Here is an 18,358-nt window from a genome sequence, read left to right on the forward strand (position 1 = left end):
AGGAGGGGGTCAGTCGCGCCGCGCGATCTCTGCCGCGGTCCAGACGGCGACATCGATCGCCTGTTCGCGCCCTCGAATGGCGATCCGTTCGAACCCTCGGCCATCCGCCATCAGGCCCTGTTGCAATCCCGCCGCCTGCACCACATCCGCAGACAAGGCGAGCACTGCCCCGCGTGAGCGCGCGGCCTCGAGAAGCCGGCTCGCCACATTGACGCAATCGCCCGTCGCGGCGATCTGCTGGTGCTTGTCATGCCCGAGCCGGGACAGAACGACAGGGCCGCTATGCACACCGACACGCATCGAGCCTGTTTCGGCCAGCCTGGCGCCCAGCAGCCAGTCGTCGACTTTGGGGATCAGCTGGAAGGCGGCCAAGACCGCATTGGCGGCATCCTGTTCGCTTGCATCGGGAATACCGAAACCGACCATGACACCGTCACCCATAAAATCCATGACCAGTCCCTGCCGTCGTTCGCATTCTTCGGTCACGATGGTGTGGAAGGTCTTGAGCATGTCACGGGTTTGCCGGGGGCCAAGCCTTTCGCTGATGCCGGTGAAACCCGCGAGATCGACAAACAGGATAGCGGCATTCTGCTCGCGTGGTTCGAGCAGGAAGGACGTGTCTTCGGCGATGCGCCTGGCAATGGTGGTGGACTGGAACTGCGCCAGGGCGGCCTGGGCGGAGGTCAGCTTACGCATCCGGTAGCGGTCGTGTACCTGCCTGGCCAGCGCCACTGCCGCAACGGGGGGAAGGCTTGCCGCGAGCGGCAGTGCTCCGCTCAGCCAGTAGAACTGGCCGAAGGCGAGCGTGATGACCGCGAACCAGCCAAGCAGGATGCCGACATAGGCTACGGAGCCCGCTGCCAGCGGCAACAGCGCTATGGCGGCGACGGCGGTGATGGTGATGAGCATGGCCGCCAAACCGTCTATCCGGCGGACCGTCACATCTCGTTGAAGGGCCGATCCATCCAGGAGGTTGGACATGCCGGTGGCCAGAACCTCGGCGCCGGGCAATATCGGGTCAAAGGGCGTGGTGAAACGATCGCCCACGCCTGTCGCCGTTGCGCCCAGCACGACCAACCGTCCCTTGAGCGCCAGGTCCGGATCGCCGTGCCTCAGCAGGTCAAGCGCGCTGACGGTTTTGATCGTCCCTGCGGGGCCGTAATAGTTGAGGGCGAGATGCCAGCCCAGATCGAGTGGCACCGCGCGCTGCCCGATCGTCATCCCGTTTGTCGCCATGACCGGCGTCTGGCCGAGATAGAACTCGACCGCGCGCAGGACGATGGAGGCTTCCGGGCTGCCGGCAGCCTTGAACAGCATGGGCACCTGCCGCGGGGTGCCTCCGGCGTCCGCCACGACGTTGACGAGGCCAAGGCTCGCCGCACCTTCAAGGAGGGGAAGCGGCCTCAGAATCTGTCCGGGAACAGGCACGTGGGCGTCATGGGAAGGGCTGTCCGGAAAACGGGCGGCGCCCGCGATGACGGTCGGGAGCCCGCGAAGCGAGGTGGCAAGTGCTGTGTCGGCCTGCGCCTCGGTCGGCCCCAGAAGCAGCATGTCGATTGCCAGGGCCTTGGCCCCGGCCCGGTCGATCCGCGCGATGAGATCGGCGAGCTGCTGTCGGGGGAGCGGATAACCTCCGGCATCGAGCACGGTCGCATCATCGATTGCGACGATCGTTATTGCCTGCGGCGCTGGCCTGCCGCCAACCAGGCTGATCCTGGCGTCCACCAGCACCGTTTCCACCCGGTCGATCGGGCTGGCGATACCGTCGATGTGGCGAATGCTCAACAGTCCGGCCCATAGCCCGCCGAAGACCAGCGCGGCGATGATGGACCAGACCGGAAGGCCGGTCCTCATCGGGCAAAGCGGGCAAGCAGGCGCGCGGCACGATCCTGTCCCCACACCCTGGAGGTCAGTGATTGGCCGGGGGTCGCGTCAGTACCCTCGCCGGGGCCGAGAACCACGGCCTGTGAACCATCCGGCAGCGATACGGATACCTGGCCTTCAATCACAAACACCGAGGTTGTCGTCGACGTCACATCGACGACATAGGCGGTCCCTCGCACGGCAGCGATGGCGTGGGGTGTCAGGATCTGAAACGCGCCGCTGCCAGGCGTGACCTCGATCAGCACGGCCTTGTCGGATACGGTGGCCGACCCCGCTCGGGTCTGTCCTGCATCCTGTGGCAGACCAAGTTGCGCTGCTGCTTCAGCTTCCAGAACGAGGCCGTTGGCGCAACGATACACAAAACGTGGCGGGTCAGGCAGTTCGTCCCGCTGGCAGGAGGGCTCCTGCGCAGTCGCGCTTGAAGCGACCAGAAGGAAAAATGCCAGCGCGGTGAGATTGCTTTTCACGAAAGTGGATTTCATGGCAAGTTCCCGAAAGTTGATTCAATCGAATGCATGTTTATCTGGTTGCAATTCGGCAATGTCAATTTGGGTGCGGCGCGCAGTTCGCTTGAACCCTCACCGGAGCGGAACCATACGCATGAACGATCAACGGATCGACAAGGAAAAACTGCTGGCTCAAAGCATGGTGTTCAAGGCATTGGACCCGGTGGCTCGGCGTGACCTCGCAGCCTTTGCGAATGTGAGGCGTCATGCTGCCGGAGATGTGATCTTCACGCAAGGCTCTCCCGGCCACAGTATGATGGCAATTGCCGAAGGCACCGTGCGCGTGGAGGTCTTGACCCCGACGGGCCGCGACGTGACCTTGAGTGATTTGAGGCCAGGCGACGTTTTCGGCGAGATAGCCTTGCTGGACGGAGGGGAGCGCTCGGCCACGGTCCGCGCGCTTGGTTCGTGCACTCTCGTCGTGCTGGAACGGCGTTCGCTGCTCGACCTGCTGCAGCGGGACCCGAAACTGTCCATCCGGCTGATCGAGTTGCTGTGCCAGCGTGTCAGGCGCTCTGATGAACGGATGATGGAAATCGGCTTCTTGGACCTGCCGACGCGGCTGGCGCGCCTGTTGCTGCGCCTTTCGGTCACCCCGCCAGCCAGCCCGGTGGCACCGCTATCGCGCTTGTCGCAGTCTCAGTCGGAGCTGGCGAAGATGATCGGCAACACCCGCGAAAACGTCAATCGATGCCTGCGCAGATGGCAGGACGAAGAACTGATCGAGCTGAGGGACGGCTGGCTCATCCTGCGCAACCGCACAGCGCTGGAAGCCTTGGCCGACGCCGACTGAGCCCAGACCGCTCAATCCCGCACCTATTGCAACGGCTGACATAACCAGCCTCGCCGGATGACGGACCCTCGCAGTGTTGCGCAGGCTGGCCAAAAATCCACCATGGTCGGCAATGGGCGGCCGAAGGCTGCGCGTTTGCCCTTCATCCGCTCCTCCATTGGCAGATCTGTCTTCCGGTATCATATCCGTGATGTTTTCGCTCATTTGCGCGTGGCTGGCGCACCGAAAGGCATGGGTGCGTTGGAAAACCGCGCCGGGGACTGCCTGCGCGACGGAGCCAAGTGAACCATTTCCCTCGATTTTGGCACTCAGGTTTGGAAGGCCTCCGGAATGACGGCGGCCGGCATGGTCGCGGTAGGGCGTGTTGTCTGCTCGACATGACACAGGGGCTCTTCGCGTTCGTGCCGCTCCGCAAAGAGGAATTTTGATGCGACTTTTGTCAGCCTTGCTGATCGCCCTCTCGATCGTGGCAGCGCCATTTGCTTGGCATTTCGCCCAGGGGCATTTCGCAGTGTCGCCGCCCCCGGCATCGATCGAGTTCGACACGACAAAAATAGATGACCAGATTTCCGTCTTGCGTGACGAAATCGCCGAATTGAGAAACCGTGTCGATGGGCTGGATGCGCGGACATCGCTCGGCCTGGTCGGTGCTCAGAGAGAAACGGCGCCGGAGGCGGAAGCCACGATTGCGCCGGACAGGCTGAAGGATTCCTTCGCTCAGGTCGTGCTGATCGCCGATCGGCGTTCGGCCAATGAAGGGCTGACGGTCGCAACCCCGTCCTTTCTTCAGGATTTGCTTGGTCTTCCCCGTGAAAATCTGACGGATGATTGCCAAGCCACGACAAACCCGAAACTGGTGGGCCTGCTTTCGACTGAAAATGTCGGGCCGATCGAAGCGCATATGTTGCGTCCCGCTCTCATCTCGGCGCGTCAGGTCTTCGCCAATGTGAAGCTGTTTGAGCCAGAGCTTTATGCTCGTATCAAAAGCGCGGGCTCACTGTGCGTCAGATTGATCCGCGGCTCGACCAGTTCCGCCTCGGCCCACGCCTATGGGCTGGCCATGGATATCAACATCGATGGCGTGCTCGACACGCTGGCTGATGACAAGACCCAGCTCGGGCTAATCCTGCTCGCCGATTTTTTCAAGAAGGAAGGCTGGATCTGGGGGGCGGGCTTCGGGCGTGAGGATTCCATGCATTTCGAAGTGAGCCGCGAAAAACTCGAGCAATGGCGGCGGTTGGGCGAGATCTGACAGGCCCTTGGCGCGAACCGGCGACGCGTTCCGTCTTGTGAACCTTTGCACGCGTGTGAGGAACACACACACAGTATTAATCAGCGCCCTTGCGGCGAAAAACGACGTGGAGATGAAATGAAAAGAATAGGCTCGATAAGATACCCGGATAATATTTTAGATATTATCAAAGATAAGGAGATGGTCTCAGCTCTCTATTATTTTGCGCGTGAAGCACTGTGCCACGAAACTATTCTGTTTTTAATGTCTCCGCAGAACACGGAAACGCTGTATCTGAAATTCATCGCTGATGGATCTCCCCACCAAATCAACATTCCAGGCTCTATTCAAAAACCTTTGATCGCGCTCGGCGAAGCCAAATCATGGGCCGATCCCCGTTGGGAAAACCTGATCAGGCTCGCTAGGGCTGATGTTGCAAACATGTTCGACTCAGATCCCTTGTTCAGATTTTGGAATTCTGAACAGTTCTGGGAGTATCACAGGGCGAAAGGCGGTAACGACACCGATACGGAGATCTCGCCTGTCATGGAGGCCGCTGAGGCGCTTCAGCTTCAAAATCATGAAGCGCTTGACGCTTATATCAAAACCTACAAAGCTAAAGGTGAAGATGCGACACTGACGCTTGCCACGAAGCTGTTGCTGTCTGAGCGTAAGCGGATGAATGTCACCGATTTCAATCGGTTTCTGATGGACCGCGGTCTGATCACTGCACCCGAGACTGTACAGGCTGCAAGACCAGCTGTTGTGAACGAGGACATACCGCCACCTCCACCGCGGCTGGAAATCGAGATCAGGAGACTGAAGCTATGCGGTTTCGATAATGTTGGTGGCGTCATTTTTCAGGAGCGGTGCTACGAAATGATCGAATGCTATCTGAATAATGAAAAGACGAAGGCGCGTACACTTTACGAAAAAATATTAAAGGATGAGCCGAAGCAAAGCAGATTGCATGACGTGTCTCTGGTCGAGCTGATGAAAACGTTCAAGGAAAAGAAAGTTTACCGGGACTTGGCGAATAAACGGTGACCGTCGGTTCGGCAGGCAGGACATTTTTGAAAAATTTGCATGGGGGGCAAAGCGGTGCAATCCGCTTTGCCCCCCTTTTTGTCGTTTCAATGGTTGCAGCCACCGTGAATACCGAAAGGCTCCATGCTCGTCGCAGACGGCATTGGGGCGTGATCTGCCGGGACCGAAGGCCAGCTCTCTCGTGTGAGGTCGGCTTGGAGCGCCGCTCAGGCCTCCACCACGATGACGGAGATGTTGTCGATGGCTCCTCCCTTGAGCGCGATTTCCAGCAGTTCATCGGCCAGCACATGAATCGGGCGCTCGGCGAGGTGGCGGCGCAGGACATCGAAGCTCGCATATTTCGAAAGACCGTCGGAGCACAGCAGGAAGCGATCGCCCGGACGGATATCACCGCGCCGCTTGTCGATCTCCAGCGTTTCACCGACGCCGATTGCCCGGGTGATCTGGTTCGCCTGGGGATGGTTTTCAGCCTCGTCCCATGCGAGAAGGCCTTTCTCGACAAGTTCGCCGACGAGCGAATGATCGGAGCTGATCATTTCGAGATCGTCGCCGCGCAACCGATAAAGACGGCTGTCTCCGACCCAGAAACACATGAAATGTTCAGCGGAAAGCAGGAGCACGACAACGGTCGCGCCTATCGAGCCGCTGCCCCGTCCTGCTGCCTCCACGCCGATCAGCTGATGTGCCTCATGCAGGGCCTTGCGCACCTCCTGCATGGCTTCGGCAGGGTCGAGATCGGCCGGCAATCGGTCCAGGATCTCGGTGATCGCCTGACTGGCGAAATCGCCTGCGGCATGTCCTCCCATGCCGTCGGACACGGCCCACAAGCCGATGTCGGGCCGCACAAGAATAGCGTCCTCATTCACCTTGCGGACATAGCCGATATGGGTGCGCGCGCTGTGGCGCCGGATTGTTGCGGGGGCATTTGCGGTCATGGTGAACCTCTCCGTCGGCTCAGGCGTGGAAACCCCAACGGGGGCTGTGAAGGTCGAAAAACGCTGACGCCTCTTCAGGACCCGATGGCAATTGTCCTGTCACAAGCAGGCGGTTGCTGCCCGCGACAGACGAGATGAAAATGGAAGCCGGCTCCTGTATGGCAAGCGATGCGAGCGCGAAATCGGCGCTGTCATCGGCGACAATCGCCCTGGCCGAACCGATTGTGCCGGACCGCGGCAAGGCTGTTGCCAAAGGGGGCGGAAGAGCGGCCAGCCTGTCATTGAGCATGGGCAGCGAGGCGCCATCCTCAAGCATGGCGAGTGCAGCGTCTTCCAGCGGTGCGAAAATCGGCTCGAGCGCCCGGTAGGCGGACCACACCGGAAGATCCAGTTCCACCGCCAGACACAGCGGATACTGACGACCGACCCGGTCGATGCTTGGCATCACGATGCCGGCGGCTGTCCGTGGTCCCGTCATTCCGGCAGAAAAGGCGAAACGCCAGATCGGGGCGCTGAAATAGCAATCCCGCCAACGCTCATCCAGCGCCTCCCGACCCGTCACCAGAAATGTCTGCATCCACACATCCCAGGCGCCGACAAAATGTGGCGAGAGGCTGGAGCGGATGAAATCGCCGACGCAGGGCACTTTCCCGTACCAGCCAAAGTTCAGTGTGGCTTCCATCACAGCGAGCTCGGGCATTTGAAGCTGGTGATTGCCGAACTCGTGAACGGATTGAGCGCGGAACCGGCTCTCAGCTGAAAGATCGCGATCCTGCCGCCGAGATTGAACACCACGCGATTGCGATCCGAAACGTTGGTCCGCCGCAATTCGGCGGTGTCGAGAAGCCGGAACCAGGACCAGGGGCCGTCACGCTGGATGGCGTTTTCGACATCGGTGCGCGCAGGGGAAAATGCGACCCGCGTGCGTCCACTGTTCTGGCCGGGCCAGGTGAGAGGGGTGACCTCCGGTGGCCCATGGGCATAGGTGACGGGCTGCCCCTCAATCTCGACCACGACCTGCTCGACATTGGGGTCGAGCGCGACCGGGGTAACGTCGAAGGTGAACGACGGCAGGCCGGGCGCCACGAAGAAGCTGTCGCGGATTTCCGATGCCTTCTGGAATTGCGCAATGACCGCGTCGGATATGCCAATATCGACGCCGTTCACCCGCTTCAACCGCCAGGGATTGGAGGTCGTATCGACGAATTGCAGCATGTTGTCGTTGAAAAACCTGTCGATCAGTCCATTCGGCGCGAACAGCCGGCCGAAGTCCTGAAGGGCGACATCGGCCTTGCCCTGGCGATTGAACGGATATCGGCCGTCGATTGCGCGTGTGCAGAAGGGCAGCACCTGGCCTTGCCATTTGGCGTTGATATCGGCGCGTGCCCCACCCACGGCGGCGCCCGACGAGGCCGTCACGATCTGGGAGGCCCAACGCTGCAGCGGATTGGGCAGGAGCGTGATGGCGGCCTGCAGGTCGGCCACGGCGCCGGACCCCTGGGCAGCGACTGCGGCGCCGGACCCCTGGCCGAGTGCCAGCCGGTTGAGCTCACCAAAGACATCCGCCATGCGCTGGATGATCTTGTCCAGTTCGGATTGCGCTCCATCGGCGCGGGCTACAAGCGCGTGCAGGGTGCTGAAGCGATCCTCGACGAAGCGGCCGGGTGCCTCCTCCTGAACATTGGTCGGCACGACCAAACTCAGCGCCTCGACAATTTGCTGTCCGCCGGCATCGAGCTTGGAAATGGCCTCACCACGCGCCAGGTCGGTGACGGCGGAGATCGCGCTGCCCGCTACCGCGTCCGCACCGGGCAGACCGGTCAACTTAGTCTCCTTGCTGACTGCCTCCAGCACGTTGCGGATTGGCGATGTCGGTCCCGAGAGAATGTTGGTGACCTGTGTCGCCTGGCCGAGATTTTCCATCGGGATGATATCGACATCGGCAAGAAGCTCGTCATATCTGGCGACATAGTCGTTCTCGTATAGAGCGAGGATATCCTTGCCAAGTCGGGCCGTGGTTTCCGGCGTCAGGTCTTCCGCATGCGGACCGAGGACCAGGTTTTCGAATTGGACGCGATCCGAAATCGTGTCGATCGACGGCAGGAAATACGTGTAGAAGCCATTGCGCGTATAGACGCCTTCCACGCCGGCGCTGAGCGGTTTGCCGGAGGGACGCAGCATGACGCGCGACACGGCAGGGCCGCCGACATCCGTAAGGCGGAAAGGCTCGAGTGCGGCTGCGGCAGGGGCCTTGACGATGCTGCGATAGACCCGTTCGGCAACCGGTGTCTCGGCCAGCAGCAGCTGGATCTGTTCGACCAGCGGACCGTTAAGGCCGATCTTGCGCATCGGCTGGTTGACCAGCTCATTCAGATGATCGAGCAATTCCTGCTGCACCTCGTCCTGTCCCTTGAACGCGATTGCCCAGTCGATCTGCATCCATTGCCGAACGGTGTCGGCGTCCATCGGGCCTTGCAGGCCCAGCATCTGATAGACCTTGAGCGCCTCGAACAGAAATTCGGGATTGTTGATATTGGTCTGCAACTGCTCTTCCAGGCGGAAAATCAGGCGGGGCAGCATCATGCTGTTGAGCGCGCCGCGATAGGTCTGCGCGGATTCGGTGCCAATCGCGTCACCCTGGTAGAGGCCGAACGTTAGTTCGATGGGCGGCTCGGGATCGCTCGCAGCGGGATTGCCGGGCAGGTCGCGCAGGAGATTGAGGGCCGGAATGATCGATGGCAGATCGGCGTCGGCAATCGAGTTTCCGGGAATGGCGCTGGCCAGCTTGCGGAATTCATCGACCTGGGCGCTGGCGCCTGAAATCAGGGCAAGATTGCCGACAAAGCTGTTGGTCCAGACCGCGGTGGCCCCGAACAATGCCAGGATGCTGGCGGCAATGGCGCCGCGCTTGACCCAGCGATAGCGCCTCTCGACCGCGTCGTTGCTCGAGACCAGCCCGGCCTCACGGAAGATCACGCTGTTCATCAACCGTGTGAGGAAGTAGCTGCGTCCCTGGCCGCGACCGGTTCCGATGGCCTGTCGGCCGATGCCGAAGGTCCGGGCCATGCCCATCATCAGCCGGTCGATCGGGGTGCCTTCCTGGGTGCCGGAGGTGAAGTAGACGCCGCGCAGGAACTGGTTGTCCTCGAAGCGGCTGCCGTGGAAGATGTCGCCGAGGAAGCTTTCGGCGACACCGCGAAGCGAGGCGATCTGCGCCGGGAAGCCGGCGATGAGGCTGCGGCGCTGATAGTCTGTCTCGGCCTGCATCCGCTCCAGGCTGCGATTGGCGAGTTGCGACAGCAGCGCGTCGAATTCGGAGTTGAACGAGGCAAGCGGCTTGTCTGTGGCCTGCGCGTCCTTGTCATAGGGCAGGGTGAAGCCCCATACCTGTTCGCGCTCGTCGGATCCGAGGTTGTCGAAAAATTCCTGGAAACCGGCGATCAGGTCGGCCTTGGTGAACAGGATATAGACCGGAAAGCGCACGCCGAGCCGCTCGCGCAGTTCCAGCAGACGTGAGCGTATCGCCTGGGAATGGGCGCGCCTTTCCTGATCGTTCAGCAGCGACAGGTCGGACAGACTGATGGCAACCATCGCCCCGTTGATCGGCTGGCGGCGCCGGTGTTTTTTCAGCATGTCGAGAAAACCGGTCCAGGCTTTGGCGTCGGCATCGCGGTTGCTGTCTTGGGTGGTGTATCGACCGGCCGTGTCGAGCAGCACCGCCTCGTTGGTGAACCACCAGTCGCAATTGCGGGTGCCGCCAACCCCGCCGATTGCGCTCTTTCCCATGCGCTCGGCGAGCGGGAACTGCAGGCCCGAATTGACGATGGCCGTCGTCTTGCCCGCACCTGGCGGGCCGATGATGATGTACCAGGGCAGCTGGTAGAGATAACGCGAGCCGAAACGACCGCCGAGCTTGGATTTGCGCAGGAAGCCGAGCGCCTCGGTCATGCGCTTGCGCATGTCTGAAAGCTCGGCCGCGACGGCGCCATCATCGGCTTCCGCCGAAGGGGACGCGGCATTGCTGGCGATTCCATTGGTCATCTGGCGATCCTGCGAGCGGCGGCGCAGCAGGATGACGAGAACAGCGATAATCGTGATGGCAGCAAGGCCGGCAATCGTGATCAGCCGGTTGGTCGGCTTGTCGAATGGGCGGACATCACCGATCGCCAGAAGCGGACCAAGCAGCCAGATGGTGACAGCCAGGACAACGCTGAAAAGGATCAGCACCCCGATCGGGCTGAGGAGGTGGAAGCGGATGGTGCGAAACATGGCTCAGCCTGCCTTCACTAGAATGACTTCGATGCGGCGATTGGTGGCACGACCCTCGGCCGTGTCGTTCGACGCCAGTGGTTCCTTGTCGGCGCGTCCCTCGGACGAGATGCGCCCCTTGTCGGTCAGCGTGCCGGAAATCCGGGCCATAACGGATTGGGCCCTGGACAGGGAAAGCTGGAGATTGGAGGCGAAGCGGGCAGATTTAATCGGAACATTGTCAGAGTGACCCGCAACAATGATGCGACCTTCCTCATCGTTCAGGGCCTTGGATACCCGGTCCATGATGTCGCCAAAGCGCGGCTCGAGCTGGTCCGAGCCGGACGGGAACATGCCGTTGCCCGCAATCCGGATCGTCAGCGTGTTGCCGCTGCTGGCCACAGAGAGCAGCCCCTGTGCGATCTCGGGTGCCAGAAAGGAGGAGACGGCCTCGACGGTTGAAATCTCCTGTGGTGCAGGAGGGGCTGGCGGCGGCGGCGGTGCCGGGCGCGAGAGTTCGACCGGCCCGTTGACGTCGAGCGCGGTGATGAGCCCGCTTAGCCGGTTGGTGTCGCCACCCAATGCAAAGGAAAAACCGAAGAATATCAGGCAGGTCATCACAAGTGTCATGCCTGCGGTGGTCCAGACGGGTGTCCAGGCGGACAGCATGCGGTGGGCAATATCGGCGCCCCTCCATCGGATGGACAGATCGGGCTCCACCGGACCACGATGGGTGCGGATCAGCCGTGCAAGACCATCGCGGATTTCCAGATGTTTTTCGGCCCCGCGCTGGGCGACGCGCAGGCGGCCCTCGAAGCCGAGGCTCAGGCAGACATAGAGGAATTCCAGCATGTCGCGGTTTTGCGAGGGAGCTGCCTCGAAGCGTGACAGCAGTTCATAGAAGCGGTCGCCGCCATGGGTCTCCTTGTGGAACGTGCCGACCATGCTCTGCAGCGCCCAGACGCTCTGGCCACCCCAGGGTGTGTTCAGCACGACGTCATCTATCGTCGCACAAATCGCGTAGCGGGCCGCGACCACTGTCTGGGCCGGCACCCCGGCCTGCACGGCGGCATTCTCGAATGTGCGAATTTCGGCGACGACGCTGTCGCGCAAGGCGGTGGGATCGGAATGTTGCGCGCGGTTGCGGATGCGGGCGACCAGCGAGAACAGGGTTGAGGCGGCGGCGTTGAGTGGGTTCAGGCCGGTCAAACCGGCGCCGACCGGCACGTCCTGGACATCCGTGCTCGTGGACACAGGCGTGGACGCGGGCGCGGCCGCAGGTCGGCGGCCGGCCGGATTGGGCCTGATGACCGTCTTGTCCGTGTCGAACGGTTCGGCGAAGGGGTCGTCACGGTTCATGGGTTGCTCCTTTGGGGATGGGGTTCAGCGGATGGCCCAGAGTTCCATTTCGAGATCGGGAAAGTCACCGGAGACATGCACGGCCAGACCACCCGACGTCGTCATCTGCTTCCATGACGGGCTTGTCGTATCGAGCTCGAAGTAGACGACACCGGCATGATAGGGCACCTGGCGTGGTGCCACTGGCAGCGGACGCAACGCGACACCCGGCAATGCCGAATTGACCAGCTGGCGGATATCCTCGACGGGACCGAGCTTGGCCTGGGTGGGGAAGTGCCGCCGGACGGCCTCCGGTGGAACGGCGGCCTTGGCGGCGAGCACGAACGTGGCCGATGACAGTAGCCGCTTGTCGCTGATCAGCGCCACCGACACGCCGTATTTGCGTGGCTCGATCGGGATCCGGACCGCATTTTGCTCCAGAACAGCACTGAGATATTGCCGCAGTGCCCGGAACACCGGCTGGAAGACATTGGTCAGGTCGTGATGCTGGTAAATCGGAAACTGCGGCGACAGTTTCTCGGGCGTCATGAATGTCGCGATCTCGCCAGCCAGTGATGCCAGCGCCTGGAAAATCACCTGCGGATGTGCATTCTCGATCGAGACGAGATGGCGGATCGCCGGCAGCGCCTTGTTGACGGACAGAAGCAGCAGGAAGTCGGTGATCTCGGCGACGCCCTTCGCCGCACCGTTCTGGTTAAGGCGTCCGGCCAGCGCCTCGGCGCGATGGCTCAGCAGACCTTCCAGCTCCCGCAGGAAGTCATGCAGGGGCGGCGCGGCACGGGCATCGGTGCAGGTGGCAATGAATGCGCGGTCGAGGATGATCTCGCGGTCCTGACGCACTTCGATGATACGGGCGATCGGAATGACGATCTGGTCTGACAGATCATCAAGATCGATTGCGAATTGCAGGCGCAACCGGGCAATCGCCATGCGCACGGCCCTGTTGTCGCGACCCATGCTGTCTGTCACCTCGATCTCGTCGGGTCTGAACCGCGCTGCCGATTGCGTCGCCCCGGTCATGTCGACCTCAGCCACGCCCTCTCGGCGGATCGGGATGGCTAGATAGACGACGGAATTCTTGACGCAGGCAGGAACGTCCAGCGCGGGAGGGTGGTCGTCGGTGAGCGGAATCCGGAATGTCGTGCCGTCGGGCGTCAGGCCGGTGCAGGATTTCACGGCAATCTTGCCCAGCTTCAGCAATTCTTCGTCGAGCGTCAGCGTCCTCACACCCCAGGCATAGGGTGCGATAGCCGAAGCGATACCGGCGACCAGAGCCTCGACATATCTGTCATGCTGCTGGAAGTGGTGGGGCTGGAGGAACAGACCCTCCTGCCATACGACCTTGTTTTCCCAGGACACGCTTGTGTTACTCCTTCAGTCGGCCGGTTCAGCGGATCGAAACGGATTTGCCGAAGACGACGATCCGGATATTGTTGCTAAACGGGCGGACATCGAGGAACTTCGCGCCATTGATGTCGCGGAAGGCACCAACCACGCCAATCGCGGCGGGTGCCGTCGGGAAGCTGCGCGTGTTGTTGACGATGCGGCCCGGCGCCAGCTGGAACTCGTCGACGGCGATCAGGTCGGAGCCAAGAGTGGCTTGGGGTGAGTTGAAGACCGCGAAGAAATCCGAGGTGCGGAAGGTTCCGCTCGAGGTAAGATAATAAACCTTGACCTTGGCTGGCGCGCCGCCGTTCATGTCATCGGTGCCGGCTATGGAGAGCTGGACGGTCGTTGTTGCCGGCCCCGATGCGACACAGCCGAAAAGGACGAGGAAACTTGCAAGCGCGAGTAGCGTGCGTGTGAGGGACATGGTCTGTTCCTTCTAGAGTTTTTGAAGTTGGGCTTGGTAGGCCTTGGCGAATTCGCGACCGAAGGCGGACTGGAAGTCGTCTTCGGTCTCCTTCGCGATCTGGGCGTACATCTTTTCGTAGGCTTCCCAGTAACGAGCCTTCTTGTTGCCCAGCAAATTGCCGAGGCTCGTTCCAGACTCGATGCGGGTCGAGAGCTGATCGGGGCCGAGGCGCTGCAAAAGATCCTTCAATGCCGCCTGCATGCCGGACATCATCGCGACTTCATGGGCACGAATGTCGTTCAGCGCTTCGGCCGTGGCCGCGTCGGCATCGAGATAGCCGCGTACCGTGGGGCGGATCATCGCCTCAATAGCCTGTTCCGGACTGATCGAGAATTTCAGCGGATTGTTGCCGCCCGACCCGATCATGGTGCGGTCCATGCGCATCTCGCTCTTGATCGAGGCACGCGTCATCAGGATTTCCCGCATTCCGGTGACCATGGCTGCAAAGACGCCACCGAGCCGCCCCATGATCTCCTCAAGTTCAGCGGCAGGGATATCCAGGTGGCCCGCGCCCGCGCCTGCAAGAAAGGCCCGTGCCGCCGGATCATTGGTCACCGGCGACGCAGGTCTCTGCGAAACGGTGTCCACGTGTGGCGGCGTCAGGCTGACGGAGCCTGCTGGCACTGGCGGCGCAAAAGCCGGGGCGGCCGGTGATGAACCGAATGCCGCAGGTGCGGGAGGCGCCGGGGGGGGAGCCGATTGTGATGGGGCTTGCTGTGGAGGTGGCGCAAACAAGTCGTCCCAGTCGTCCGGGATCGCTGAGGGCTGGACGATTGGCGCGGCAAAATGGTCCTGCGACGTTGGACGGTGGTCGGATATGCTCGCACCTTGCGGAGCCGGCCAACAGGCCTCCCCGAGGAAACTGTCGGAACCGGGGGGCGCTGCCGCTGGCAACGGGTTGCCGAGGAGTGGGCTACTGTTCCAGGACGGGGTGCCGGCCACCGGAGCGGCCGAGCCAAGCAGGTCGTCCAGCGGGTCGCGGCCCGGCGTTATCATGCCGCTCAGAAGGTCATCCAGACCCAGGTCCGGCCGCGCGCCAGCGGATGCAGCGGGAGCGATCACGCTTTCCTCGGCCGGTGGCAGCGGTTGTGCGGTCTGGGCATTATGCGCCGCGGCTGCGATTTCGACGGTCAATTCGAACGAACCGAGCTGGATCACGTCGCCGTGGTTGAGTGGCGTGGGGATCGAGCCAAGCCGCTCGGTGCCGTAGTTGAGGAACGTGCCATTGGTGCTGATGTCGATGATGACGTAGTCACCATTGCGTTCTTCAACGACGCAGTGGCGCTTGGACAGCTGGCGATCCGGATCCGGCAGGGCGAGATCGTTTTCCTCGCCGCGGCCGATGGTCAGCACGCCACTGGCCATGTCGATCGTGGTGCGCCCGTCGGGAAGCGTGCCCGACGACATCAGACGGAGTGTGAGACCCATTGTGTTATCCTCCCACCAGAACTGTGACGCAACCCATCACGATTGCACCGCCATGGGCGCAGGTGTCGCTGAGTCGCGCCTGGGGTTTCTTGCCGGTCAGGACTTTGGTCGAGCCCTTGGCGATCATGTCCGGCGGGCCGATGCAGACGGCCATGGCGGTCGCGGTCGCCGCCGGCATCTTGCCGATCAGCACGGTCGGGCAGGGCACGGCGATCGGGCCTCCCACATGCGGGACGATACCCGTCAACATCGGGCACACATGATTGTCGGCAACACGGGCGGCAGGCAGGGTCATGGCGTTGCCTCGCTGCCGGGCATGGCCTGGCCAGCTGCGCGGACACCCGCATTGCCGCTCCCACCCCGGGCGATATCAAGCGCGCGGGCGAGAAGCACAGGGCCGCGCGTCTCGACCTGTTCTTCGTCATGGAACAAAGAGGTGAGCGCCATGCCGAACACCGCGCTACCCACAGCGCCGGGCGGCGCCTGGTAATCCTCAAGCTCGCCGGGGCCGAGTGTGCCATTGGCGAAGCTGGCTGCCATGGCGCACAGAACGGTGTCGTCTTCGTTTCCGGCGCCGTCCAGCGCTTCGCGGGCACGGGTCCGGCTTTCGACACCGGGCTGATAGACCCACGCCTCGGCGGCTTTCAGGGGCGCGGGGATGGTGGCACCTTCAGGAACGATATCGCGAGCCGACAAGCAAGCCCACCACGTCGCTTCGCGGGCCGGAAGGCTGTGGGCGAGAAGTTGCAGCATGTCGATCAGCGCGCCCTTTTTCTCCAGTTCCGCAAGAACATCGGCGACCGAGGCGCTGGCGGAAGCCTCCAGCCGCGTGCGCAGCACGACATTGCCTTGCGCAAGGATTTTGGCCGCCGGAATGCCGGGCAGCTTCTTCAGTTCGCGATAGGGAAAACCGTCTGTCATTGCCGTGCCCATCAGTTGATCATCGTCATCGCGCCCTTGGCGATCAGAAGGCCGGAGGATTTCAGCTGGGCCATGCCACCGCCCTCAAGCTTCAGCATGGCGCCCCCCTTCAACGAGGCCTGACCCTGGCCTTCCATCGTCAGCTGGCCACCGGCCGTCACCTTGGCGGTGGCGGTGGCCTTGACCTCGATCTGGGTGGAGGAAATCGTGATCTTTGCCGGCGTCATCTCGATCTGCGAGCTGCCGCAGACCAGCGTGATCTTCGATCCTGCCGCGATTTTCAGAGTCGTGCCGACATCTATGTCGTAGCTTTTGCCGATATCGTCGGACTTCACCCCGGCGATGGCGACGGCCTGGTCAGCCCTGACGGTCAGCTTGTCGTCATTGCCAATGTCGGTGGTGCGCTTTTGCGCGATCGAGATGGCCTCCTCGCCCTTGGCGACGGTGAAGCTGTGGTTGCCCTCGCGAATGGTTTCGGTCTTGTCGCCGTGAATGGTCTGGCGCAAGGCGCCACCCATTTGATGCTCCAGGCCGACGGTGATCTCGGCATTGTTCTTGACGATCTGCGTGTAGTCGCGTTCGGCCTGGAAACGCACCAGCTCCGCGTCACGCTTGTCATCGAAGACGAGTTCGTTAAAGCCGCCGCCGCCCTTGGAACTGTTGGTTTTCAATCCAACCTGCGTCTGGTTGGCGGGCAGGGGGTAGGGCAATCTCGTATCGCCGTTATAGACCATGCCGGTAATCAGCGGACGGTCGAGATCACCTTCCTCGAATTGGACGACCACCTCCTGGCCGATGCGTGGTACGCCGACCATGCCCCAGCCCTTGCCGCTCCACGGCACGGCGGTGCGAATCCAGCAGGACGACATGTCGTCTCGCCGCCCCAGCCGATCCCAATGGAACTGGACTTTGACGCGGCCATACTGGTCAGTCCAGATTTCCTCGCCCGGCTTTCCGACGACGACAGCGGTCTGCAGGCCGGAATGGGTCGGGCGCGGCGTGATCTGAGGGGCTCGAAATGCCATGCCGACCGGCTGAACTTCGAAGATGCAGCGATAGATGTCGCTGCTGTTGTCACTGTCGAAATCCAGAGTCGGGCCAAGGATCGCATCGATGAATTCGCGGTCTTCGACATCTGCGTCGATCTGCAGTTGGTGGCGGGCGTGAATGACGAGATATTCGCTGTTTTCTGCCTTGCGCGGATGTTTCGTGAGCTTGAATTTGTTTCCGGCGGCCATTTGGCGGACATTGCTGATGCCGTGGGAACGCTGGGCCTGGGCGGCTAAACCCTCCACCTTGACGCGCGCATGATGCTCGCCGTCGCGGATGTTGGCGTGGCGACCCGGATACTCATAGATCTCGTAGGACTTGTAGGCATGTTTGCCCTTCGGCAGTGCCTTCACCGATTTCAGGTCGGATTTCGGCTTTTCGAAATCGTAGTCCTGCAGGGTGACCTTGCCCGTGCGAATGCTTTCGCAGCCGCGCCATTCGAAGACGTGATCCTCTTTCCGGCGATATTGGGATTCGCGGAAATGGAACGCGATCTCGGCGCCATCCTCGACGTCCTTGTGGGCGCTTGCTTCGTCGGCGAGAACCAGGGTTTCCTTGGATTTCTCGTGGGTGAAATAATAATAGATGCCCTCTTCCTCCATCAGCCGGGAGACAAAGGCAAAATCGGTCTCGTGGTACTGAACACAGTAATTGCGCTTGGGGTAGGGGTGCTTGGTGGTGTTGCGGAAGTCGGAAAAGCCATGCTGGCCGAAGATTTCCTTGATCACGTCGATCACCGACTTGTCCTGGAATATCCGGCAGTTCGAGGTCAGCGTCAGGAACCAAAGCCACGGCCGCACTTGGGCGCGAAAATAACCGCGCCCGGCATGGGAACCCAGATATTCGGCAGAGACGCAGCGGCCCTGAAAATAGCGGACCTTGTCCTTCGGCGCGTCGATTTCCAGCCGCAGGCGCTCGCCGACGACCTTTTGCAGGTCAAGGTCGATATCCGATGACATGAACTCGATCGTCGTTTCCGTGATCCGGCTCAGGCCTTCCTCGACCTCGGCCCTCATCAGGAAGCCCTTGAGGCCGTTGGGAAGATCGAGGCGGACCTGGCGTCCTTCCAGAATGGTGTTGCTGGCCATTGACGGTTTCCTT

Annotated in this window: 15 protein-coding genes; 3 read left to right on the forward strand and 12 right to left on the reverse strand. The window is 61.7% G+C overall.

Going from position 1 to position 18,358, the window contains the following annotated elements:
* Positions 1-9 precede the first annotated feature (9 nt).
* Complete coding sequence (locus tag AGR1_RS24810; protein WP_149148658.1) at positions 10-1,854, reverse strand: adenylate/guanylate cyclase domain-containing protein; 1,845 nt, start codon at positions 1,852-1,854, stop codon at positions 10-12.
* Complete coding sequence (locus AGR1_RS24815) at positions 1,851-2,366, reverse strand: FecR domain-containing protein (protein WP_149148659.1); 516 nt, start codon at positions 2,364-2,366, stop codon at positions 1,851-1,853. Before AGR1_RS24815 ends, AGR1_RS24810 begins: the two co-directional genes overlap by 4 nt.
* A gap of 118 nt (positions 2,367-2,484) precedes the next feature.
* Between AGR1_RS24815 and AGR1_RS24820 the strand changes: the two genes are divergently transcribed.
* The 3 genes from AGR1_RS24820 (at position 2,485) to AGR1_RS24830 (ending at position 5,461) form a co-directional block, all read left to right on the forward strand.
* Positions 2,485-3,183: a Crp/Fnr family transcriptional regulator gene (locus tag AGR1_RS24820; protein ID WP_149148660.1), complete on the forward strand. Its 699-nt coding sequence runs from the start codon at positions 2,485-2,487 to the stop codon at positions 3,181-3,183.
* A gap of 427 nt (positions 3,184-3,610) precedes the next feature.
* Complete coding sequence (locus AGR1_RS24825; protein WP_149148661.1) at positions 3,611-4,435, forward strand: M15 family metallopeptidase; 825 nt, start codon at positions 3,611-3,613, stop codon at positions 4,433-4,435.
* Positions 4,436-4,552: 117 nt separating this feature from the next.
* Complete coding sequence (locus AGR1_RS24830) at positions 4,553-5,461, forward strand: hypothetical protein (protein WP_149148662.1); 909 nt, start codon at positions 4,553-4,555, stop codon at positions 5,459-5,461.
* Between the two features lie 206 nt (positions 5,462-5,667).
* On the opposite strand, the gene AGR1_RS24835 is transcribed toward AGR1_RS24830, so the two are convergent.
* The 10 genes from AGR1_RS24835 to tssI are packed head-to-tail and all read right to left on the reverse strand — an operon-like array spanning position 5,668 to position 18,345.
* A complete protein-coding gene (locus tag AGR1_RS24835; protein ID WP_149148663.1) occupies positions 5,668-6,396 on the reverse strand; it encodes a protein phosphatase 2C domain-containing protein in 729 nt (242 codons plus the stop codon).
* Positions 6,397-6,415: 19 nt separating this feature from the next.
* Positions 6,416-7,096: a type VI secretion system-associated protein TagF gene (tagF, locus tag AGR1_RS24840; RefSeq protein WP_149148664.1), complete on the reverse strand. Its 681-nt coding sequence runs from the start codon at positions 7,094-7,096 to the stop codon at positions 6,416-6,418.
* On the reverse strand, positions 7,078-10,665 hold the full coding sequence (gene tssM, locus AGR1_RS24845; protein WP_149148665.1) for a type VI secretion system membrane subunit TssM: 3,588 nt from the start codon (positions 10,663-10,665) through the stop codon (positions 7,078-7,080). The genes tagF and tssM overlap by 19 nt, the downstream gene beginning before the upstream one ends.
* A 3-nt stretch (positions 10,666-10,668) precedes the next feature.
* Positions 10,669-12,003 (reverse strand): type VI secretion system protein TssL, long form, encoded by a 1,335-nt coding sequence (gene tssL / locus AGR1_RS24850; RefSeq protein ID WP_149148666.1) that lies wholly within the window; start codon positions 12,001-12,003, stop codon positions 10,669-10,671.
* A gap of 24 nt (positions 12,004-12,027) precedes the next feature.
* Positions 12,028-13,362 carry a type VI secretion system baseplate subunit TssK gene (gene tssK, locus AGR1_RS24855; RefSeq protein WP_149148667.1) on the reverse strand — a complete coding sequence of 445 codons (1,335 nt, stop codon included), beginning with the start codon at positions 13,360-13,362 and terminating at the stop codon, positions 12,028-12,030.
* Positions 13,363-13,390: 28 nt separating this feature from the next.
* The gene (gene tssJ, locus AGR1_RS24860) at positions 13,391-13,816 is read right to left on the reverse strand and encodes a type VI secretion system lipoprotein TssJ (RefSeq protein ID WP_149148668.1); all 426 of its coding nucleotides are present in this window, start codon (positions 13,814-13,816) and stop codon (positions 13,391-13,393) included.
* A 12-nt stretch (positions 13,817-13,828) separates the two neighbouring features.
* Positions 13,829-15,286: a type VI secretion system-associated FHA domain protein TagH gene (tagH, locus tag AGR1_RS24865; RefSeq protein ID WP_149148669.1), complete on the reverse strand. Its 1,458-nt coding sequence runs from the start codon at positions 15,284-15,286 to the stop codon at positions 13,829-13,831.
* A gap of 4 nt (positions 15,287-15,290) precedes the next feature.
* Positions 15,291-15,581 carry a PAAR domain-containing protein gene (locus tag AGR1_RS24870; protein WP_149148670.1) on the reverse strand — a complete coding sequence of 97 codons (291 nt, stop codon included), beginning with the start codon at positions 15,579-15,581 and terminating at the stop codon, positions 15,291-15,293.
* The gene (locus AGR1_RS24875) at positions 15,578-16,207 is read right to left on the reverse strand and encodes a hypothetical protein (RefSeq protein ID WP_149148671.1); all 630 of its coding nucleotides are present in this window, start codon (positions 16,205-16,207) and stop codon (positions 15,578-15,580) included. Before AGR1_RS24875 ends, AGR1_RS24870 begins: the two co-directional genes overlap by 4 nt.
* A gap of 11 nt (positions 16,208-16,218) precedes the next feature.
* A complete protein-coding gene (gene tssI / locus AGR1_RS24880; protein WP_149148672.1) occupies positions 16,219-18,345 on the reverse strand; it encodes a type VI secretion system tip protein TssI/VgrG in 2,127 nt (708 codons plus the stop codon).
* Between the last annotated feature and the right edge of the window lie 13 nt (positions 18,346-18,358).

This window comes from Agrobacterium sp. B1(2019) (assembly GCF_008274755.1).
Lineage (GTDB): Bacteria > Pseudomonadota > Alphaproteobacteria > Rhizobiales > Rhizobiaceae > Agrobacterium > Agrobacterium salinitolerans.